This window comes from Amycolatopsis cihanbeyliensis, from assembly GCF_006715045.1.
Classification (GTDB): Bacteria; Actinomycetota; Actinomycetes; order Mycobacteriales; family Pseudonocardiaceae; genus Amycolatopsis; species Amycolatopsis cihanbeyliensis.
The window spans coordinates 1,822,503-1,843,105 of record NZ_VFML01000001.1 but is presented as its reverse complement, the minus strand read 5'-3'; the positions used below and the strand labels follow the sequence as shown (position 1 = coordinate 1,843,105).

20 protein-coding genes and 1 pseudogene are annotated in these 20,603 nt (G+C 71.2%); 10 read left to right on the top strand and 11 right to left on the bottom strand.

Going from position 1 to position 20,603, the window contains the following annotated elements; translation table 11 throughout:
* Window positions 1-4 precede the first annotated feature (4 nt).
* Both lspA and FB471_RS07970 read left to right on the top strand, forming a co-directional pair.
* Window positions 5-616 carry a signal peptidase II gene (gene lspA / locus FB471_RS07975; RefSeq protein WP_141996682.1) on the top strand — a complete coding sequence of 204 codons (612 nt, stop codon included), beginning with the start codon at window positions 5-7 and terminating at the stop codon, window positions 614-616.
* On the top strand, window positions 613-1,539 hold the full coding sequence (locus FB471_RS07970; RefSeq protein WP_141996681.1) for an RluA family pseudouridine synthase: 927 nt from the start codon (window positions 613-615) through the stop codon (window positions 1,537-1,539). Before lspA ends, FB471_RS07970 begins: the two co-directional genes overlap by 4 nt.
* A gap of 2 nt (window positions 1,540-1,541) precedes the next feature.
* On the opposite strand, the gene FB471_RS07965 is transcribed toward FB471_RS07970, so the two are convergent.
* The 3 genes from FB471_RS07965 to FB471_RS07955 all read right to left on the bottom strand — a co-directional run bounded on the left by FB471_RS07965 (window position 1,542) and on the right by FB471_RS07955 (window position 4,664).
* Window positions 1,542-2,792 carry a DUF222 domain-containing protein gene (locus FB471_RS07965; protein ID WP_141996680.1) on the bottom strand — a complete coding sequence of 417 codons (1,251 nt, stop codon included), beginning with the start codon at window positions 2,790-2,792 and terminating at the stop codon, window positions 1,542-1,544.
* A gap of 73 nt (window positions 2,793-2,865) precedes the next feature.
* Window positions 2,866-3,606, bottom strand: a complete 741-nt coding sequence (locus FB471_RS07960; protein WP_141996679.1) for a class I SAM-dependent DNA methyltransferase — start codon at window positions 3,604-3,606, stop codon at window positions 2,866-2,868.
* A gap of 41 nt (window positions 3,607-3,647) precedes the next feature.
* Entirely contained in the window at window positions 3,648-4,664 is a 1,017-nt protein-coding gene (locus tag FB471_RS07955; protein ID WP_141996678.1) for an AsnC family protein, read from the bottom strand.
* Window positions 4,665-4,825: 161 nt separating this feature from the next.
* Between FB471_RS07955 and FB471_RS35880 the strand changes: the two are divergent.
* Window positions 4,826-8,180, top strand: a pseudogene (locus FB471_RS35880) (DUF885 domain-containing protein).
* 3 nt (window positions 8,181-8,183) lie between these two features.
* On the opposite strand, the gene FB471_RS07940 reads toward FB471_RS35880, so the two are convergent.
* Window positions 8,184-8,855, bottom strand: a complete 672-nt coding sequence (locus FB471_RS07940) for a sortase domain-containing protein (protein ID WP_141996676.1) — start codon at window positions 8,853-8,855, stop codon at window positions 8,184-8,186.
* A gap of 273 nt (window positions 8,856-9,128) precedes the next feature.
* On the opposite strand from FB471_RS07940, the gene FB471_RS07935 reads away from it, so the two are divergent.
* Entirely contained in the window at window positions 9,129-10,094 is a 966-nt protein-coding gene (locus FB471_RS07935; RefSeq protein ID WP_425457043.1) for a Ppx/GppA phosphatase family protein, read from the top strand.
* Between the two features lie 192 nt (window positions 10,095-10,286).
* The gene (locus FB471_RS34020) at window positions 10,287-10,457 is read left to right on the top strand and encodes a hypothetical protein (protein WP_170220750.1); all 171 of its coding nucleotides are present in this window, start codon (window positions 10,287-10,289) and stop codon (window positions 10,455-10,457) included.
* Here the strand turns inward: FB471_RS34020 and FB471_RS07930 are convergent.
* From FB471_RS07930 to FB471_RS07910, 5 genes are all read right to left on the bottom strand, one after another.
* On the bottom strand, window positions 10,454-12,835 hold the full coding sequence (locus FB471_RS07930) for a glycoside hydrolase family 65 protein (RefSeq protein WP_141996675.1): 2,382 nt from the start codon (window positions 12,833-12,835) through the stop codon (window positions 10,454-10,456). The genes FB471_RS34020 and FB471_RS07930 overlap by 4 nt on opposite strands.
* Complete coding sequence (locus FB471_RS07925; RefSeq protein ID WP_141996674.1) at window positions 12,832-13,566, bottom strand: HAD family hydrolase; 735 nt, start codon at window positions 13,564-13,566, stop codon at window positions 12,832-12,834. The genes FB471_RS07930 and FB471_RS07925 overlap by 4 nt, the downstream gene beginning before the upstream one ends.
* A 47-nt stretch (window positions 13,567-13,613) precedes the next feature.
* Entirely contained in the window at window positions 13,614-14,102 is a 489-nt protein-coding gene (locus FB471_RS07920; RefSeq protein ID WP_170220984.1) for a hydrogenase maturation protease, read from the bottom strand.
* Between the two features lie 106 nt (window positions 14,103-14,208).
* Window positions 14,209-14,484 (bottom strand): FAD-binding domain-containing protein, encoded by a 276-nt coding sequence (locus FB471_RS07915; protein ID WP_342779491.1) that lies wholly within the window; start codon window positions 14,482-14,484, stop codon window positions 14,209-14,211.
* 116 nt (window positions 14,485-14,600) lie between these two features.
* Complete coding sequence (locus tag FB471_RS07910; RefSeq protein ID WP_142001666.1) at window positions 14,601-15,776, bottom strand: ROK family transcriptional regulator; 1,176 nt, start codon at window positions 15,774-15,776, stop codon at window positions 14,601-14,603.
* 191 nt (window positions 15,777-15,967) lie between these two features.
* On the opposite strand from FB471_RS07910, the gene FB471_RS07905 reads away from it, so the two are divergent.
* The gene (locus FB471_RS07905) at window positions 15,968-16,432 is read left to right on the top strand and encodes a hypothetical protein (protein WP_141996673.1); all 465 of its coding nucleotides are present in this window, start codon (window positions 15,968-15,970) and stop codon (window positions 16,430-16,432) included.
* 22 nt (window positions 16,433-16,454) lie between these two features.
* On the opposite strand, the gene FB471_RS07900 is transcribed toward FB471_RS07905, so the two are convergent.
* Window positions 16,455-17,000, bottom strand: coding sequence for a hypothetical protein (locus FB471_RS07900; RefSeq protein ID WP_141996672.1), 546 nt, complete (start codon window positions 16,998-17,000; stop codon window positions 16,455-16,457).
* Window positions 17,001-17,119: 119 nt separating this feature from the next.
* Between FB471_RS07900 and FB471_RS07895 the strand changes: the two genes are divergently transcribed.
* Genes FB471_RS07895 through FB471_RS07885 form a run of 3 tightly spaced genes read left to right on the top strand, consistent with a single transcriptional unit; the run spans window position 17,120 to window position 18,165 of the window.
* Window positions 17,120-17,554 (top strand): phage holin family protein, encoded by a 435-nt coding sequence (locus tag FB471_RS07895; RefSeq protein ID WP_142001665.1) that lies wholly within the window; start codon window positions 17,120-17,122, stop codon window positions 17,552-17,554.
* Window positions 17,551-17,802: a DUF3618 domain-containing protein gene (locus FB471_RS07890; RefSeq protein WP_141996671.1), complete on the top strand. Its 252-nt coding sequence runs from the start codon at window positions 17,551-17,553 to the stop codon at window positions 17,800-17,802. The genes FB471_RS07895 and FB471_RS07890 overlap by 4 nt, the downstream gene beginning before the upstream one ends.
* 24 nt (window positions 17,803-17,826) lie before the next feature.
* Window positions 17,827-18,165 carry a DUF3140 domain-containing protein gene (locus tag FB471_RS07885; RefSeq protein ID WP_141996670.1) on the top strand — a complete coding sequence of 113 codons (339 nt, stop codon included), beginning with the start codon at window positions 17,827-17,829 and terminating at the stop codon, window positions 18,163-18,165.
* A gap of 36 nt (window positions 18,166-18,201) precedes the next feature.
* On the opposite strand, the gene FB471_RS07880 is transcribed toward FB471_RS07885, so the two are convergent.
* Window positions 18,202-18,627, bottom strand: a complete 426-nt coding sequence (locus FB471_RS07880; protein ID WP_170220749.1) for a DUF4383 domain-containing protein — start codon at window positions 18,625-18,627, stop codon at window positions 18,202-18,204.
* Window positions 18,628-18,812: 185 nt separating this feature from the next.
* Between FB471_RS07880 and ctaD the strand changes: the two genes are divergently transcribed.
* Entirely contained in the window at window positions 18,813-20,543 is a 1,731-nt protein-coding gene (ctaD, locus tag FB471_RS07875) for an aa3-type cytochrome oxidase subunit I (RefSeq protein ID WP_142001664.1), read from the top strand.
* Window positions 20,544-20,603: the final 60 nt, after the last annotated feature.

Sequence of the window (20,603 nt, the reverse complement as noted above, 5' to 3'; positions counted from 1 at the left end):
TCCGGTGAGTACCGATCACCAGCCGCAGCCCGAGGACGAGCAGGAGCCCGCCGAGTCCGGCGCGGAGCAGCCGCTGCCGCCGCGGCGGATCGGCGTCGTCGCGGCGATCGCGCCCCTGGTGTTCGTGCTGGATCTGGTCACCAAGGTGCTCGCCACGGTGAACCTGGAGGGCAGCGCCCCGGTCCGGATCCTCGGCGGGGCCGTGTACCTGCAACTCGTGCGCAATCCCGGCGCCGCCTTCTCGATGGCCACCGGGATGACCTGGGTGCTCGCCCTGGTCGCGATCGGGGTGGTCGTCGCGATCATCTGGCTGGCCAGGCGGCTGCGCTCGGTCGGCTGGGCGATCGGCCTCGGCCTGGTCCTCGGCGGCGCGCTGGGCAACCTGGCAGACCGGATCTTCCGCGCCCCCGGGCCGCTGCAGGGCCACGTGGTCGACTTCGTGTCGGTGTTCGCCCCGAACGGGGACTTCTTCCCGGTGTTCAACGTCGCCGACTCGGCGATCTCGATCGGCGCCGTGCTGATCGTGCTGCTGTCCCTGTTCGGCAAGGACTACGACGGGAGCTCCCCCCGGAAGGCCGGCACGTCGCGGGCGTCGGCGGAACGGGACGAGTCGTGACCGCGCGGATGCTGCCGGTCCCGGACGGGCTGGACGGGATGCGGGTGGATGCCGGGTTGGCGAAGCTGCTGGGACTGTCCCGCACGGCGGTCGCCGAGCTCGCCGAGTCCGGTGACGTGTTGCTGGACGGTCGGCATGCGGGCAAGTCGGACCGGCTCACGGCGGGCGGGCTGCTGGAGGTGACGCTGCCGGAGCCGGAGCAGCCGCCGTCCGTGGTCGCCGAGCCGGTCGAGGGTATGCGGATCCTGCACACCGACGAGGACATCGTGGTGGTGGACAAGCCGGTCGGCGTCGCAGTGCACCCCAGTCCCGGTTGGACCGGCCCCACCGTGGTGGGTGGCCTCGCCGCGGCGGGGCTGCGGATCTCCACCTCCGGCGCGGCCGAGCGGCAGGGCGTGGTGCACCGGCTGGACGCGGGCACCACCGGCGTGATGGTGGTCGCCGCGAGCGAGCAGGCGTACACCGTGCTCAAACGCGCGTTCAAGGAGCGCACCGTGGACAAGGGCTACCACGCGCTGGTGCAGGGGCACCCGGACCCGACCCGCGGCACGATCGACGCGCCGATCGACCGCCATCCCCGGCAGGACCACAAGTTCGCCGTGGTCGCGGGTGGGCGGCCGAGCATCACGCACTACGAGGTCATCGAGGCCTTCCGGGCGGCCTCCCTGGTGGACGTCAAACTGGAAACCGGGCGCACGCACCAGATCCGGGTGCACTTCTCCGCCCTGCGCCACCCGTGCGTGGGTGACCTGACCTACGGTGCCGACCCCGTGCTGGCCCGCAGGCTGAGCCTGAGCAGGCAGTGGCTGCACGCCAGGACGCTGGGTTTCGCGCACCCCGCCGACGGTCGTCGGGTGGAGTTCACCAGCGAGTACCCCGCCGACCTCGCGGCCGCAGTCGATACCTTGCGGGCCGAGTCCTGAACTCATACGACCTCCTTTCCTTGGCGGTGGAGGAGGTTGCGTCTGGGTTTTCGTTTCGGGTGCAGGAAGGTGGGTGGGATGAACTCTGGTAGTCCGTTGCGGATCCGGATGTGCCATTCGGTGTGGTGGATCAGGTTGTGGTGATGATGGGGGTATAGCAGTGTCAGGTTGTGTAGTGCGGTCGGGCCGCCGTTGGCCCGGAAGATCAGGTGTGCTTGGCATTGTTTGGGTTTGCGGCGGTGGTCGGGGAACGTGCACCCGTTGTCTCGCAGGATCAGGGCTCGGCGGATGGTGAGGGGGATGGTGCGGTGTTTCTGCCCGATGTTCAGGATCTCGCCGGTGCTGCCCAGTAGGGCGGGCGCCACGTAGGTATCGCAGGCTATGCGCCGGATCTGGGTGGCGGAGTGCGATTCCTGCCCGTGCAGGAGCCCGTGGCCGGTGCCGTGTTTGAGGTCGTCCGGGGTGATCGAGACCATGACGGTGACGGGTTCGCCGGGTTCGGTGGGTCCGTCGTCCGGGCATCGGGCCGCGGCCCGGAGCATGTCGGCGGACGCGTCGCCTTGCCGCTGGTGTTTGCTGCGCCGGTCGGGTTCCTCGGGGCTGCTGTGGGGCTTGGCGCGGGGTTCGATCAGGCCGGTCACCAACGCCGCGGTCTCGGCATCCAACTCGAAGGTGCCGCGTAGGCGTCCACCTTGGGTGTCGCGCCAGTCCAGAAACCGGGTGGGCCGCGTCAGGTGGTGTTCGGTGGGTGGGTTTCCGTCCTGGTTCAGGCGGGCCACGATCTCTCGCCCCAGCGCGGTCACGGTGTGGGGTTCGTATTCCCGGGCGGCTGTGGTCAGCAGCGCCTCGGCGTGTTCCCGGTCGGGCAGGCTCACCGGCCGCGGAAACCTGGCCATGGTGGCGCGGATGGCCTCCTCATGTTCGGGCCCGATCGCGCCCTCCGCCACGGCGGCACCCACCTCGGGCAGGTCCGGCTTCAGCGGGGTACCGGTGGGGCCGTGTCGGGCCACCGCTGTTCGGGCGTGGGCCACCCGTTGCCGGGCGTCATAAGCGTTGATGCGCAGGATCTCCCACGTCAACACGGCCACATCCCGATACCCCCGCCGCCCGGCGGTGGTGCGGCCGTCCAACTCCGCCAGGACCGCCAGCTCTCGGGCATAGTCGGCCCGCCGCCGCTGTTCGATCTCGTCCAGCGTGGCCAGTAGTTCCTCCTCGCCCATGCGGGAGGTGTCGATGCCGAAAGCCCTGCTCACGGCTTCACCATACCGTATACTCGACCGTATGTTCGAGCCACGATCGGGTGATCTATCGGGGGACACCTCGACTTCAGGCGCGCCGGGCGACGGTGATGATCTCCGGGCTGGAGGCGGTGAGCGGGTTACCCGCCCAGTCCCCGAACTGTTCCGCGATGACCAGTCCGGCCTCGGTGAGGAAGCTGGACAACCCGCCGGTGTCCAGGAACCGCAAGGTGCTGCGGCTGACCTGCGGACCGCTCCACGACGGGCTGGTGACCTTGGTGGTGAACCGGACGACATCCCCGGTGACCGGGGTGTCCACCTCGTTCCACATCCGGACCAGCGCGCCGGAGGCGTCGGTGATCTCCTTGACGTGGTCCGGCGTCCAGCGTTCCCATGCCCTGGCCCCGGGGTTGCGGGTATCGAAGGCGAAGCGCCCCTGTGCGGTGAGGGCCGAACGGATGGCGGCGAGCGAGGTGAGTAGTTCCTCGTCGGTGACGAACACCTGGAAGGCGTGCCCGCTCATCACGACCAGGCCGAACTCCCGGTCGAAGGGGACCGAGCCCAGGTCACCCAGGAGCCATTCGATATCGGTTCGCGTGCGTGCCCGCTCCAGCATCCCGGCCGCCGGGTCGAGCCCGCACAACCGGCCGGTGTGCCCGGCCCGCCTGGCGGCGTGCAGCAGCATCCCGGTCCCGCAGCCGACGTCCAGCACCGACTCCGCGGCCAGCACCATCGGCAGGTAGAAGTCCAGGTCCCCACTCGCCCGCCAGGGGTGGAATCGGTCGTACAGGGCGGCAAGGCCGGGGTCGGCGAACAGGTGATCCGGCATCGGGCCTGCCTAGCAGTTCCCGCTCGGGGTGGCGACCGAACTCAGTCCTCGAGGGACCAGGTGAGGGTGCGCTCATCGGGCTCAGGGCGCGGGCTCCACCGTACGGCGACCACCCTGGTCGCCTCGGGCAGCACGTACACGGTGTGCCCGCCCGCGGTCTCGCCCGGTTGCACGCCGATCTTGTACGGCTGGCGCGAGGACAGTGCGACCGGTGCCTTGCCCACGGCCCTGCCGTCCTCGGTGAGCAGTTCGAGGTAGTTGTCCGGCAGCGAGGCGAACGGGATCTGCCCGCGATTGGACATCTCGGTGTGCACCACGATCGAGCGTTCGCCCTCCTCGAGCCGGTAGCCCGCGGCACCGAACAGGTAGTCGGCAGGGTCCTGCACTTCCAGCAGTTGGACGGCCACCCGTTCGCCCTCCAGCCCCTGGGTCTCCAGCGTGTCCCCGGTGCGCCCGCCGCGTGCCCCGGCGGCCGGTGGCTGGGGCTGAGCAGGGGCCTGCTGGTCGCCGCGGGCCCAGGACGCGCTCTGCGGTGGTCCCCAGGTGCTCATCAGCGGATCGCCGGGCGCGGGTGGTGCCGCCGGGCCCGGGGGAGCGGGCTGCGCCTGCCGCATGGGTGGCGCGGGGTGCTGCGGCGGTGGCGGCTGGTACTGGCCGGACGGCGTGCCGTGCACAGGGTACTGCCCTGAGGGTGTGCCGTACGCCTGGTGCGGTCCGCTCGGGGGACCGGGTACGGGGTGCTGACCGCTCGGCGTGCCGTGCACCGGGTAGGCACCGGAAGGCGCACCGTGAACGGGCGGCGGGCCCGAGTGCGGCGGGGTGCCCTGGTGCGGTGGCGCGGGCCTGCCGCCCGGCCCGGCGAGCGCGGCGCGGATACCCTGCGGGTCACTCTCCACGCCGACGAGCAACGGCAACCCGGTCGCGGACAACCCCACCAGCCGGTAGGCGACCTCCTTCGGGTCCATCCCGACCCTGGCGGCCAGCTCGTGCACGGCTGCCTTGCCGACCTCGGCCAGCGCGGCGAGCAGTCGGGCGTCGACGGGATCGGTTACGGCCACGGGTTCGAGCCTAGACGCTGTTTCCGGGGGTGCGCGCGAGAGGTGATGCGTGGCGCGCCCCGGCCGAAGGCCGCGGCCGGGGCCGGGGCCGGCCTTGGCGAAAAGTACCCGGCTCGATCTAGGCTCGGCGAGCAGCACCGTCGAGATACTGGGGATTCCTGATGACTGACGTGAGCTCACTCGCCGATGAGCTGGTCGACACCCTGTTCCACGCGGAGCCGCTGTGGCCCGCGGTACTGGGGTTCGAGCAGCCCCGACCGGGGGTGGGCGAGCTCAGCGCGCAGGCCGAAGCCGCGCTGCGCGCGGATCTGGCGGCGCTACGGGCTCGCGCCGAGGCCATCGCGCCGGAGGGGCTGGCCGCGCAGGACCGGATCACCCGCGACGTGGCGATCGCCATGGCCGGCGTCGGCATCGACGATATCGACAGCAGGTTCATCGAGTTCGCGGTCAGTGACCTGTTCGTCTCGCCGGCCGCCGACCTGCTCACCCGGCTGCCGCTGCTCGCGGTCACCGGAGAGGACGAGGGGCGCGCGCATCTCGACCGGTTGGCGAGCATCCCGGCCTACCTCGAGCAGGCATTGGGTCGGCATCGCGCCGGCGTGGCCGGCGGTCTGGTTCCGGTCGGTCACCAGGTCGACGCGGCGGTGCGGCGGCTCGACCAGTATCTGGCCGAGCCCGCCGCGGACCCGTTGCTTCGCCAGGAGGCGCCGAGTGCCGAGTTCGAGCGGCGGCGCGCGGAACTCCTCGAGCGGGTGGTGCGGCCCGCGTTCCAGCGTTACCGGGACGGGGTGGCGACCGAGATCGCGGCGCGCGGCAGGCCACCGGACCGGCCGGGTGCCTGCTGGTTGCCGGACGGCGAGCGGATCTACGCCACCCTGGCCCGCGCGCGTACCTCCGTCGAGGTGGACCCGGCGCGGCTGCACGAGACGGGGCTGCGCCTGGTGGAGGACCTGGCCAGGGAATACGCCGAGATCGGGCGGCGGGTGTTCGGCACGGCCGACATCGAGGAGATCTTCCACCGGCTGCGTACCGACCCGGCGTTGCGCTGGAACGACGAGCAGGAGTTGCTGGACGGGGCGCGGGCGGCGATCAGCAGGGCGGAGAGCGCGGCACCGGACTGGTTCCGGCACATCCCGCCCGATCCCTGGGTGGTGCGCCCGGTGCCCGAGGCCGACGGCCCGAACGCGCCGCTGGCGTACTACTTCTGGCCGTCCGCCGACGGCAGTCGCCCGGGGACGTACTTCGCGAACACCTACCAGGTGACCGAACGGTTCCGGCACACCTGTGAGGCCACCGCCTTCCACGAGGTGATTCCCGGGCACCACTTCCAGTCCTGCATCGCGCTCCGGCTGCACGACCTGCCGTTGCTGCGCAGGGTGAGCAGTTTCCCCGCGTACAACGAGGGCTGGGGCCTGTACACCGAGCGGCTGGCCCGCGAGATGGATCTGTACTCCGATGAGGTCGCGCTGCTCGGCATGCTCTCCCTCGATTCCCTCCGTGCCGGGCGGCTGGTGGTGGACACCGGGCTGCACGCCAAGGGATGGAGCCGCGAGCAGGCGGTGGACTTCCTGGTGCGGAACACGCCGCTGGGCCGGTGGAGATCGAGTCCGAGGTGGATCGCTATATCGCGTGGCCGGGGCAGGCGTTGTCGTACATGGTGGGCAGGCTGGAGATCCAGCGGATCCGGGCGGAGGCGGAACGGGCGCTGGGCGCGGACTTCGACATCCGGGACTTCCACGACGTCGTGCTCGGCGGTGGCTCCGTGCCGCTGCCGGTGCTCGACGGCATGGTGCGGGAATGGGTACGGCGGGTGCGAGCGGGTACGCGGGCATGAGTGAAGGAGCATGCACCGAGATCAACCGGCTGGCGGATGAGTACATCGACCTGCACTTCACGGAGCACCCGCTGTTCGCCTCGATGCTCGGGGTGCGTGGCGAGCACGACGGCAGACTTGCCGACTACAGCGCCGAGGCCGAGCGGCGACACCGGGCGGGCTACCTCGAGCTCGCCGCGCGGGCGGAGGCGATCCCGCCGGAAGGGTTGCCCGCGCAGGTGGCGCTGACCCGCCAGGTGGTGATCCAGCAGGCGGGGGCCGCGGTGGACCGGATCGACGCGCGGCTGGCCGAGTTCGTGGTCAGCAACGGCCTGCACGCGCCGGCCCTGCTGCCGATGACCTCCTTTCCGCTGATCACTCTCCCGAGCGAGGAGACGGCGCGCGGCCACCTGGAGCGGCTGGCCACATTCTCGTCCTATGTGGACACCATTGTCGAGCGGCAGCGGGCGGGTGCCGCCGAGGGCAACCTGCCGCCGAGGCTCCTGGTCGAGGCCGGTATCGCCTATGTCGACCGTTACCTTGCCGGTGTGCAGACCGACCCGCTGCGGATCCGGCCGCGGGTCGAGGTCGCGGGCTACGCCGAGGAGCAGGAACGGCTACTGGCCGAGGTCGTGCGTCCCGCGTACCGGCGCTACCGCGAGTTCCTCGCCCAGGAACTCGCCCCGCGCGGCCTGCCCGCGGACCGGCCGGGGCTGTGCTGGCTGCCGGAGGGCGAGCGGCGGTACGCCGGCCTGATCAGGGCGCACACCACCACCGCACGCTCGGCACGGGAGCTGCACGACACCGGCCTGATACTGATCGAGAAGCTGACCGGCGAGTACGCGGAGATCGGCAGGCGGGTGTTCGGCACGGCCGACCTCGGGGAGATCTTCCACCGCCTGCGCACCGACCCGGAACTGCGCTGGCGGGACGGGGACGAACTGCTCGACGCCGCACGCGCAGCGATCGCCCGCACCGAGACCGTTGCCCCACTGTGGTTCCGGTCCGTCCCGCCGCAGCGCTGCGAGGTGCGTGCGGTGCCGGAGACCGAGGCCGATGGCGGCACGATCGCGTACTACATGGAGCCTGCCGTGGACGGGTCCCGGCCCGGGATCTACTACGCCAACACTGACCGCGCGCGGGAGCGGTCCCGGCACATCAGCGAGGCGGTCGCTTTCCACGAGGCGGTCCCGGGCCACCATTTCCAGCTCTCCACCGCGATCGGGCTGACCGAGCTGCCGCTGCTGCGCAGGATCGCCGATGTGAACGCCTATATCGAGGGCTGGGGGTTGTACGCCGAGCGGCTCGCCGACGAGATGGGCCTGTACTCCGGGGACATCGCCCGGCTCGGCATGCTGGCCGAGGACTCGATGCGGGCGGGAAGGCTGGTGGTGGACACCGGGTTGCACGCATTGGGCTGGAGTCGGCAGCGCGCGGTGGACTACCTGCTGGAGAACGTGCCGCAGAGTCGGGTCGAGATCGAGTCCGAGGTGGATCGCTACGTCGCGTGGCCGGGGCAGGCGTTGTCGTACATGGTGGGCAGGCTGGAGATCCAGCGGATCCGGGCGGAGGCGGAACGGGCGCTGGGCGCGGACTTCGACATCCGGGACTTCCACGATGTGGTGCTGCGCAACGGGCACCTGCCGCTTCCCGTGCTCGACTCGGTGGTCACCGAGTGGGCGGGCGGGGGCGCCGCAGGGTGACGGTCACCGGGTGGCGGTCAGCCTGGCGTACACGACCACGTCCTCGGCGTGCCCCGTGGTGCCGTCGTCGAAGTGGCCGCCGCAGGTGGTCAGCCGTACCTCGGGGGCTTTGCTGGGGCGGGTGAGCTGTGCGGTGTCGCCGTGCCGGGGGCGGGAGCCCACCCGGTACACCGTGAACACCGCGGTCACCCCGTCCCTGCGGTCGACGGTGATCGTGTCGCCGCGATCGAGCTCGTGCAGCCGGAAGAAGGCACCGCTCTGGTAACCGAATTCGGCGTTGCCCACGAACACCGCGGCACCCCGCTCGCCGGGGGTGGGGGTGGAGCTGAGCCAGCCCACCGCCCGAGCCTCGCCGGGGATCTCGATGGCTCCGGTGTGGGTGAAACCGAGGTCGATCAGTGCGCTGGTGGCCACCCCGATGGCCGGAATGGTCAGGGCCGCGGGGGCGGAAGGTGGGAGCGCGCTCGGCCGGTTGTCCGATCGGCCGTGCACCGCCTGGGTGCCCGGCGTGGGCTCGTCCTGGGTCACCGCGGCGGTGTCCACCCGGCCGTCCGCGGGATCGAACAGCACGTTGATCCCGGCCAGTACGGTGGCGAGCGCGACGACAGTCGCGGCGGCGACCGCGGTGAGCCTGCGGATGTCGTCGTGACGTTGCTTGCCACCGGCCGATGTCATCCGTTGCTCCCACCCTGGCCAGGATTGCGTAACGTTCAGCGCGTCTGATCTGTGATCGTTCGGTGACCGACGTAGCGTTACTGCTCCGAATGGCAGACTGGCTTCTATCACTCGTTCGGGTCACTATGAGGTGACAGTTCGGCAACCTGCTCGCACTGACAGTGGGAAAATCGCCAAAATTGCCGACCTGGTGCGCCCCGCCACCGGGTCTCGCGTTTGGAATCGTGCGGGCTGGGTATCAGCCGTCATGGCGGAGACGCGGAGGTACTGGACGTGAGGGTCGGTGGGCAGGCGGAGTCCCTACTGGGTGTGCTGGATGTCGGCGCGTTCAGTGCGCGCCTGCTTGCGGTCCGTCGCGGTGGTAGCCCGCTGAGGCCCGAGCTCGACCACAAGACCCGGCTGCGGCTCGACCGCGCGCTGGACCCGACCGGGCGGCTCGCCCCGCAGGGCGTCGCCGAGGTCGTGGACGGGGTCCGCGCGGCCCAGCGGGTGGCGCGGGAGCACGGGGTGAGTGAGGTCTACCCGTTGGCCACCTCCTCGATCCGGGACGCCCGCAACGCCGACGGCGTGCTCGGCGCGGTATACCGGGCGACCGGCGTCCGGCTGCGCCCGCTGCCCGGGACGCGTGAGGCCGAGTTGGGTTATCTCGCCGCCCGGCGCTGGTACGGCGCCTCGGCGGGGCCGCTGCTCGTGCTGGACATCGGCGGCGGGACGGTCGAGCTGGCCGCAGGGGACGGCGAGCGGGCGAGCTGTGCCCGTTCGTTGCGGCTCGGCGCGCGCGAGATGACCCGGTCCTGGTTCGACACCGCCGGCCCGAGCCAGGAGCGGGTCGCGGCGCTGCGCGAGTACGCCCTCGACCGGGTGCGCGCGGTGTTGCGCGATGTGGAGTGGCCGGTGCGGGACTACCGCACGGTCGGCTGCTCCAAGGTGCTGCGCCAACTGGCCCGGCTGGCCGGAGCCCGGCCGCAGCGCGGTACCGCTCGGGACCTGCACCTGGACGACCTGCGCACCTGGATACCCCGGTTGGCGAAGCTGCCGCCCGAGCGCAGGGCCGAGTTGCCGGGGATCTCCCGCGGCCGGGCACGGCAGGCACTGGCCGGCGCGGTGGTCGCGGAGGCTCTGCTCACCGTGTTCGGCGGGCCCGCGGCGATCTGTCCCTGGTCCACCACGCAGGGGCTGCTGCTCACCATGCTGGACCGGCACGAGTCCGACCCCTGGGGCAGCAGGTCGGCGGCATGAGACGCACTGACTGTGCCGGTGGATACCACTCCGACCTCCAGCAGGCCGACCCTTTTTGTCTCGCAAGCACAGCCGCGTTCCGCCGAGTCGGCCTACTTCCGGTCTCCATGGTATGGCGGCTGAGAACCGATCGTGTCGCACGTTTCCAGCCGGACACTGACTGATTCCGGGGAATTCGGGTACACCTGGGGTATGCAGGACCGCAGCCACCACTGGGACAGCGAACCGAGCAATGTCCCGGTCCCGCCCGACCGGGATATCGGCGGCGGAACCGGCGACGTCCCCGAACCGGTGAACAAGGACGAGGTCAAGCACGCCGAGGACCTCAGCGAGGACGAGGTCACCCCGGAGCCGCCGGACTAGCTTTCCTGCTCGATGTTGCGCCGGATCCGCTCCGGGTGCCGCCGGATCGGCGCCCGGCCCGCGGGGTGCTCCGGCCATGGCGGGGCGGTGAGCCGCGGGATCGGCAGGTGCACCGGCTCGGTGCCGAGTTCGAACGCCGAGCCGTGGTGGGTGAGCCGTAGCGGACTGCCGGACAGCAGCCGGTAGCGCGTCTCCCCGGGGTGGATCTCCACCTCGAACCGGGAGTCGCGGAAGCACATCCGGAACGCGATCCGGTTCAGCTCGCCCGGCAGCCGGGGGGCGAAGCTGAGCCGGCCCCCGTGGTCCCGCATCCCGCCGAACCCGGCGACCATCGCGGTCCACGCACCGGCGAGTGAGGCCATGTGCAGCCCGTTGCGCACGTTGTTATGCAGGTCGTGCAGGTCGGTCAGGGCGGCTTCGCCGAGGTAGTCGTAGGCCAGGTCCAGGTTCCCGACCTCGGCGGCGAGCACCGCCTGCGTGCCCGCGGACAGCGAGGAGTCCCGCACGGTCACCGCCTCGTAGTAGGCGAAGTTCCTGGCTTTCTGCTCGGCGGTGAACGCGTCCCCGCACAGGTGCATCGCCAGCACCAGGTCGGCCTGCTTCACCACCTGCTTGCGGTAGAGGTCGAAGTAGGGATAGTGCAGCAGCAGCGGGTAGTTCGCCGCCGGGGTGCTCGCGAAGTCCCACACGGCGTGCTGGGTGAAACCCTCCGACTGCGGATGCACGCCGAGCAACTCGTCGTAGGGCATGGTCATCGCGTCCGCCGCCGCACGCCAGTCCCCGATCTCGGTGGCGTCCACCCCGAACATCGCGGCCACGTCCGGGTTTCGCTCGCAGGCCGCCGCGGCCTCCCGCAGGTTCCGCCGCGCCATCAGGTTGGTGTAGACGTTGTTGTCGGTCACCGCGGAGTACTCGTCGGGGCCGGTCACCCCGTCGATGCGGAAGCCGTCGTGTTGATCGTGATGCCCCAGCGAGAGCCACAGCCGCGCCGTCTCCAGCAGCAACTCGGTGCCGTGCTGCTCGTCGAACTCGGTGTCCCCGCTGGCGGCGAGGTAGCGGACGGTGGCCTCCGCGATCGCCGCGCCGACGTGGAAGGCCGCCGTCCCGGCCGGCCAGTACGCCGAGCACTCCGCCCCGTTGATCGAACGCCAGGGGAACGCCGCGCCGCGCAGCCCCAACTGCCGCGCCCTCGCCCTCGCTTTGTCTATTGTGGAATGTCGCCAGAGCAGCGCGTCGCGGGCCGCGCCCGGCATCGTGTAGGTGAGCACGGGCAGCACGAAGGCCTCGGTGTCCCAGAAGGCGTGCCCGTCGTAGCCAGGACCGGTCAGCCCCTTGCCGGGGATGGCCCTGTTCTCCCCGCGGGCACCCGCCTGCAGGATGTGGAACAGGGCTAAACGCACCGCCTGCTGCATTTCGGGGTCGCCGTCGATCTCGACGTCTGCGCTGTCCCAGAACCGGTCGAGGTACTCGCGCTGCTCGGCCAGCAGCCCGTCCCAGCCGGTCTGCAGCGCCCCGGCCAGTGCGGCCTCGACCTGCGAGCGCACCGCCGGCGCCGAACGCTGGGTGGACCAGCCGTAGCCGAGGAACTTGGTGACCCGCAGCCGCTGCCCCTTCGGCACGTCCACCGCCGCGGTCAGCCTGGCGAGGTCGTCCTCGACGCGGATCCGGGTGCGCAGCCCGGACGGGGTCTCGATCTCGTGGTCCATCGCGGCCGCCATCCGCAGCCCGGACACCGCGGTGTGGTGCACCAGCACCGCCCGGTAGCCGTCGGCCCAGGAGAACTCCGCGTTCAGCGGGGACTTCAGCGCCGCCGCCACCCGCGGGTCGCCTGCCTCGGTCTCGACCGGCTCGTTCGCCAGCAGGTCGGACTGGACCACCAGTTGCACGTCGTCGTCCAGTGGTTCGACCTCGTACCGGATCGCGGCCACCGCGCGCTGGGTGAAGGACACCAGGCGTTCGCTGCTCACCCGCACCGTGCGACCGGTCGGCGAGATCCAGTCCGTGGTCCGCCGCAGCGTGCCGGACCGGAAGTCCAGTACCCGCTCATGGGTGGTGGCCCTGCCGTATCGCATGTCCAGCGGCTCGTCCTGGACCAGCAACCGGATGATCTTCCCGTCGGTTACGTTGACCACGGTCTGGCCGGCCTCCGGGTAGCCGTAGCCGCGCTCGGCATAGGGCAACGCGTGCTGCTCGTAGAAGCCGTTCAGGTAGGTGCCCGGCAGCCCGCGCGGCTCGCCCTCCTCGAGGGTGCCGCGCATGCCGATGTGCCCGTTGGACAGCGCGAAGGTGGACTCGGTCCGCTGCAGCTCCTCCAGGTCCAGACCGCGCCAGCGCAGTTCCCACGGGCCGCATTCGTATCCTCGGCGCGGGCTGGTCATCCGGCCCGCTCCAGCAGCTCGGCGAGGTCGTCGACCACGACATCGGCCCCGTACTCGCGTAACCGGTCGGCCTGGCCGGCGCGGTTCACCCCCACCACGTAGCCGAACCCGCCCGCTTTGCCTGCCTCCACCCCGGACAGCGCGTCCTCGAACACGGCGGTCCTGGCAGGCGCGGCGCCGAGTTCCGTGGCCCCGGCGAGGAAGGAATCCGGCGCGGGCTTACCGCGCAACCCCTCCCTGGCGATCACCAGCCCGTCGATCCTGGCCTGCACGAACGGGGTGAGCCCTGCCCCGTCCAGCACCGCGGCGCCGTTGGCCGAGGAGGTGACCACGCCGATGGCCAGCCCGGCCTCCCTGGCCGCCTCCAGGTAGCGCACCGAACCGGGGAACGGGGTGACCCCGCGCTCGGCGAGGATGCGTTGCAGCAGCTCGTTCTTCCGCCTGCCGACACCGTGGACCGTGTTCGCCCTCGGCGGGTCGTCCGGATCGCCCTCCGGCAGATCGATCCCGCGGGAGGTGAGGAACTCCCGCACGCCGTCGGCGCGTGGCCTGCCGTCGACGTAGCTCGCGTAGTCCTCTGCGGTGAACTGTTCGAAGCCGGGACCGTCGCGTTCGGACAGGAAGGCGTCGAAGGTCCGCTTCCACGCCTCCCGGTGCAGGACGGCCGTCCCGGTGAGCACACCGTCCAGGTCGAAGAGGCAGGCGGCGATTCCGTCGGGCAGTCCGATCATGCCAGGAACGGTAGTAGTATCGGCGGCGTTCTGCCACGGACGGGCGCCTACGTCTCGACCTGCTCGAGCCCGGGGCTGGCGCCCCAGGCCAGGTCGGTGACGGCGCGCACGGCCACCCGCACGGCGCGGTGCACCGGCGGGCTCAGCCCGATCCCGCTGCCGAGCCGCAGTGGCTCGCAGCTCACCAGCAGGACCCGGCCCGCGTCGCAGCCGAGCAACTCCAGTAGCTGGAACACGGCGTCCGGCCGCATGCCGTGGCCGGCGACGAAGGAGGGGGCGGCGGTGCCGGAGCCCGGGTCGATCTCCAGCACGGACACGGTCCCCGGCTGCTCGCCCCTGGGTGTGGCGTCGATCAGAATCGTGGTGTCGTACCCGCCGACAAGGTCGCAGGTGATCCGGCCACCGATCTCGTAGTCGGCGATCTGCACCCATCCCGGCAGGCAGGCGCTCTCCAGGTGCTGGATCACTTCCATCCCGAAACCGTCGTCGCCGAGCAGGCTGTTCCCGACACCGGCGACAAGGACGCAAGGCTTCACTCCGCCACCTCCGGTGAGCGGCTGCCGGCGAGTTCGCGACTGTGGGACTCGCCGTGTCAACGGTAGGACCATCGGCTGGATCACACAACTGCGCGTGGTGAACCCGTCACCGCTTTCGCGGGCGGCCAGGAAGCGGTCCGCGCCCGCGCGCAGGTCCACGATCGGCTCCGGGTAGTCCAGGGCGTGGCGCTCGTCGGCGGGCAGCTTCCACGGCTCGTGTACCCGCGCCCCGGGACCCCGCCAGCTCGGGCAGGTGGCGCCGCACGTACTCGCCGAGCGGGTCGTGGCGGCTTGCCTGCGGCAGCGGGTTCAGCACCCGGTTGGGCCGGCTGTCGGTGCCGGTCCCGGCCACCCACTGCCAGTTCAGCTGGTTGTTCGCCACATCGGCGTCCACCAGCAGGTCCGTGCAGTGCCGGGCACCCTCGGTGCCACCACGGTGTTCACCGTCTCGTGCACCCGCAGGTCCCCGGTGAACAAGGCGATCGCGGTACTGATGTGTCAGCTCCCACTCGCCGTGCTCGTGCTCGGCTCGCTGAGGCGCCGGTCGAACACGATGCCTTCGCCCGCGCGCAGCCCGGTGGCGATCGCGCCGGCCAGCACCGCGTCCTCGCCGAGCTCGCCCTGCACGATCCGCGGCACCAGCGGGGTGAACGCGCGCAGCGCGCGATCCATCGGCGCGCGGAGTAGGTCGGCGTTGGTCGCGATACCGCCGCTGAGCACCACCAGGCGCGGGTCGACCACCGCGGCGACCGAGGCGATGACAAAGGCCAGCCTGGTCGCGACCGCCTCCACCGCCCGCAGCGCGGGCTCGTCGCCCTGCCGGGCGAGGCGAAACACCTGCCTGGCCGAACGTGCTCCGGCCAGCCCGGCCCGCCGGGCCGCGAGCACCACCGACTCGGCGCCGGTGGCCTCCTCGAGGTGGCCCCGCGGTGGCGCCCCGGCGCGGGCGTCGGAAAGCTGGCCGTAGGGCAGGTAGCCGATCTCGCCGGCCGCACCGCTCGCCCCGCGGAACAGCTGCCCGTCCACCACCAGCCCCATACCGACCCCGGTGCCGACCGTGATGCAGGCGAACACGTCGGCGTCCCTGGCCGCGCCGCGCTCCCGCTCGCCGACCGCGGCGAGGTTCGCGTCGTTCTCGATGATCAGATCCGGGCCGACGGCGCCGGTCAGCTCGTCCAGCACCCCGGGCTGCTCGAAGGCGGGCAGGTTGGCGGCGTGCCGGAAGCAGCGGGCCTCCTCGTCGGCGACGCCGGGGCCGCCCAGCACGCGTACCACCACGTCCGCCGTGGCCACCCCGGCCTCCGCGACCGTGCTGCCGGTGAGCCGGCCGACGGCCCGCACCAGGCCACGGACGGAGCGGCTGGTGTTGCGTTGCTCGCCCCTGGCGACGATCTCGCCCGCCAGGTCGGCCACGGCCACCCGGATGCGCTTGCGCCCGATGTCGATGCCCAGCACATAACCCGCGGTGGGATCCGCCTCGTACACCACGGCGGAACGTCCCGGGCCGGAGGAGGTGCGGCCGGTGGTGCGGACCAGGCCCGCCTCGACCAGTCCGAGCAAAGCCTGGCCGACGGTCGGCTTGGACAGCCCGGTCTCCTTGGCCACCTGGGGCCGCGTCGAGGGCCCGCCGCGACGCAACAGGTCGAGCACGGCACGCTGGTTGATCCGGCGCATGGCGGCCGGGGTGCCCACCCGCACCGCCTCGTCGCTTGCCACCGTCACCTGCCTTCGTCCCGCTCGGCGAGTCTCGGTGAGTCTACGTGCGATCTTGACGGCCGGTTTCCCCGCTCGCCTTCCGGGTAACCGACAAGGGTGTTGCCCGGCGCCCATGACGAAGGGCCGAAAGGGCCGGAAAGGGGATACCCGTGGATACCACGACCTATCTGATGTTCCTCGCGCTCGGCGCGCTCATGGTCCTGATCGACGGGCAGGTCATCTACCGCAGCGGCCGCAGGTACCTGGCCGGCTCGGACGACCCGGCGGCGAGTACTTCCATGATCCGGATGGTGACGGTGCTGTTCCATCTCGTCACACTCGGCCTGCTCGCCTTGCTGTCCCTTGTGGATATAGGCGGCCCGCCGGTGGAGGTCGTCGTGGGCAAGCTCGGCGTGTTGCTGCTGGTGCTCGGGCTGGTGCATGCCGGCACTATCGCGCTGCTGACCAGGACGCGCGAGCAGCAGCTCACCGAGTCGGTGACCGCCAGCCGCGCCGCGACCCCCGGCGCGCCGACCACCGATCCGGTGGTGGCGCCGGTGCCGGGGCAGCACGGCCGCGATCCCAAGGTCAGCCCCGGGATCGAGAACCGCGACACCGGGCGCGGCTCCTGGTGACCAGGTGCCGCGCCCGGCGTCCTCAGGGCCGCCAGTCCAGCGCGGCAACCACCCTGTCCACCGCATCCGCCACATCCGGATGTCCCAGCGGCAGTGGCGGTTCCACGCGGTCCCTGGGGCCACCCGGGCTGCGGGCCACGGTCTCGACCGCCACGCCCGCCCGGTCCAGTTCCTGGAAGCGGACCGCGAGCGCCCGCGCCTCGGCGTCGGCCGAGCTCTCCACCGGCGGGTCGACCAGCAGCAGCGCCCGCACGTTGCCGGGGTGCCGGCCGGCCAGGTCCAGCACGGTGCCGGTGGCCGGGCCGCTGGTGACCATGTCCACAGGGGAACCGAGCTGGCCGGCATCGGAGAGCAGTTCCTCGGCATCGGTCAATGACCCGTCGGCGGGCAGCCGGCACCAGGCCACCTGCCTGCGTTCGGCGAGTTCCCGCCAGGTGGCCGGTAGCTCGGCGTGTTTCGCCGCGCCGCCGGGGTCCAGCACCAGGATCGTGGGGCCGCCGTCCGGCCCCTCGATCACCACGGCGGGTCCCTCGGCGCGCGGGCGGTCGGGCTGTGCGTCCGCTGTCATGGTGTCTCCCTTCGCCACCCGCTACCTACCCCGCGTTCGCGCGCCCTACACGCGGCGCGGTTGGCTGCCGCCCGGCGTGGGTAGCCGGGGATGAGACACCCAGGAGGTGACAGGTGACGATGACGCAGGATGTGCACGAGTCCGTCTCCGCGCCGGAGCGAGCCACCGGCGAGGAACGATCCACCGCCAAGCTGGTGCAGGACCTTTCCGAGCAGCTGAGCAGGCTGGTGCGGGACGAGCTGTGGCTGGCGACGGCCGAGCTGAAGAGCAAGGGCAGGCGGGCAGGCGCCGGCGCGGGACTTACCGGCGCGGCCGGGATCACCGCGCTGCTCGGCGGCGCCACCCTGGTGGCCGCCGCGGTGCTCGCGCTCGCGCTGGTACTGCCGGGATGGGCCGCGGCCCTGATCGTCGGCGGCGGGCTGCTGTTGGTGGCGGGCCTGCTGGCCGCGGTGGGCACCCCACTGCTCAAGCGGGCCACGCCGCCGGTTCCCGAGGAGGCGGTGGCCGGGCTGCGCAAGGACGTCGACGCCGCGCGAGAGGGGGCCCGCCGATGAGCAGGCACACCGAACGCCCGGAGTTCCCCCGGGACGCGCGGGAAGCGCGCGCCGACCTGGAACTGACCCGCGCCGAGCTCGGCGACACCGTGCACGAGCTGGCGCAGAAGGCGAACCTGCCCGCACGCGCGAGGGAGAAGGCCGGCGCGGCCACCGAGCAGGCGCGGCCGTTACTGCCGGCCCTCGCCGGTGCCGTGCTGCTCCTGCTGGTGGTACGCGGCCTGCGTCACCGCGGGGCAAAAGACTGATCAACATGGAAAGGGGGTACTCGAGTGGCCTCCGATACCCGGGTGGACCCGCAACTGTGGGAGGAGTTCCACCGCGTGGTGAACATGACCTCGCGGGAGCTCGGTGAGTGGCTGCGCACCCGTTCGGCCGATCCGGAGGATGAGGAACTGCCGGAGCGGGCCGGTACCCCGACCGGTCAGCAGGTGCTGGCGATCCTGCGCAAGCGCAAGGTGGATCTGAATACCGAGGACGTCCGGGTGATGCGCAAGGTCATCTACAGGGTGCATGCCGAGCGCAGGGCGGACCTGGAACCCGCCGCGGGCCAGGCGAACTGGCGGCACCGGCTGATGTCGCTCGGCCACGACCCGTTGAAACCCGCCTGACCCCGGCGGTTCCCGCTTGCCAAGGCCGGGACGAGCTCACCGTCGAGGTTGTCGCGTAGCCAGGGCCGATGGCAGGTAGCCCAGCAGGAAACCCAGCACCGCGGTGACCCCGTGCAGCATGTTGACCTCCCAGTTGAGGTTCAGTATGTCGTGCCCGCTCGCGGTGGCGGCGACCAGGACACCGTACGCGGTGAGCCCGGCGAACCCGGCGAGCAGTGCCCAGCCGTAGAACTGGGCGCCGGTCACCTTCGTCGCCGCCGCGAGCCCGAGCACCCCGACCGCGAGGTGCACGATGTTCAGCACGGCACTCGCACCGAAGACCCACACGGTGTTGCCGGGCGCGCGCTCCAGGACGCTGCCGTCGGCGAGGAGGAACCCCAGCACGCCCAGCGCCAGGTAGCCGAGGCCGAGCAGCCCGGCGAGCAGGCGCGGCCACACCGTGTTGGCGGAACGGGTCGTCATCACACCCCTCCTCCGGACGCGGTACCCCACGCCCACTCCGGCTACCCGATCCGGGCACAACCAAACGAGTCGAACGCGCATAGCGGGGCGGGGCGGTGGGTACCCGAGCGCCGCAGTCCGGGTACCCGCGAGCCAGGGGCAGGAGGGGCACCGCTGTGGTGGATGCGATCGGTCCGCGGGAACAGATCCAGCCGGCCCCGGTGCCACAGCGACCACGCCGAACCAGCAGGCGCGGTCAGACCCTGCTACGGCTGCTGCGCACCACCGACCACAAGGAGATCGGGGTGCTCTACCTGGTCACCTCGTTCGGCTTCTTCATGGTGGGCGGTGCGCTCGCCCTGCTGATGCGGGGCGAGCTCGGCCAGCCGGGCATGCAGTTCCTCTCCAAGGAGCAGTACAACCAGCTGTTCACCATGCACGGCGCGGTGATGCTGCTGCTGTACGCCACGCCCAACGTGTTCGGCTTCGCCAACTTCGTGCTGCCCCTGCAGATCGGTTCGCCGGATGTGGCGTTTCCGCGGCTGAACGCGTTCTCCTACTGGCTGTTCCTGTTCGGCGGGCTGACCGTGCTCAGCGGCTTCGTCACCCCCGGCGGCGCGGCCGACTTCGGCTGGTTCGCCTACACCCCGCTGTCCAGGGAAATGTTCTCCCCCGGCGTGGGCGCCGACCTGTGGATCACCGGCCTGCTCGTGTCCGGGCTCGGTACCATCCTCGCCGCGGTCAACATGATCACCACGGTGGTCTGCCTGCGGGGGCCCGGTATGACCATGTGGCGGATGCCGATCTTCACCTGGAACATCCTGTTCACCAGCGTGCTGATCCTGGCGGCCTTCCCGATCCTGACCGCGGCGTTGTTCGGCCTGCTCGCCGACCGGCATCTCGGCGCGCACGTGTTCGACCCGGCCAACGGGGGCGCGATCCTGTGGCAGCACCTGTTCTGGTTCTTCGGCCATCCCGAGGTCTACATCGTGGCCCTGCCGTACTTCGGGATCGTCAGCGAGATCGTTCCGGTGTTCAGCCGCAAGCCGCTGTTCGGCTACAAGGCCTTGGTCTGGGCGACCGTGGCGATCACAGGGCTGTCGTTCTCGGTGTGGGCGCACCACATGTTCGCCACCGGCGCGGTGCTGCTGCCGTTCTTCTCCTTCCTGTCCTTCCTGATCGCCGTACCCACCGGGATCAAGTTCTTCAACTGGATCGGCACTATGTGGAAGGGGCGGCTCACCTTCGAGACCCCGATGCTGTGGTCGATCGGGTTCATGGTGACCTTCCTGTTCGGCGGGCTTTCCGGGGTGCTGCTGGCCGCGCCCGCGATCGACTTCCACGTCACCGACACCTACTTCGTGGTCGGCCACTTCCACTACGTGCTGTTCGGCACGATCGTGTTCGCCACCTTCGCCGGGATCTACTTCTGGTTCCCCAAGATCACCGGCCGGATGATGGACGAACCGCTGGGCAAGCTGCACTTCTGGAGCACGTTCATCGGCTTCCACCTGACGTTCCTCGTCCAGCACTGGCTCGGCGCCGAGGGCATGCCTCGCCGTTATGCCGACTATCTGGCCTCGGACGGGTTCACCGTGCTGAACATGCTCTCCACCATCGGGGCGTTCGTGCTCGGGCTGTCGGTGTTGCCGTTCCTGTGGAACGTGTTCCGCAGTTACCGGTACGGCGACCCCGCGTCCGCGGACGACCCATGGGGCCACGGCAACTCGCTGGAATGGGCCACGACCTGCCCGCCGTCCCGGCACAACTTCACCGAGCTGCCCCGGATCCGGTCCGAGCGACCGGCCTTCGAACTGCACTATCCCGCCATGACAGGCCGCATCCGGGCGGAGGGTCACATCTCGGCGCTCGGCAGGTCCCGCTCGCGGAGCACGCCTTCGGAGGCCGGGGAGGAGGTGCACGGTTCCAGGGAGTGACCAGCTCGGGATGCCATGCCGTGGCGGTACCCCGGACGAGCCGGGGCACACGATCGCGGG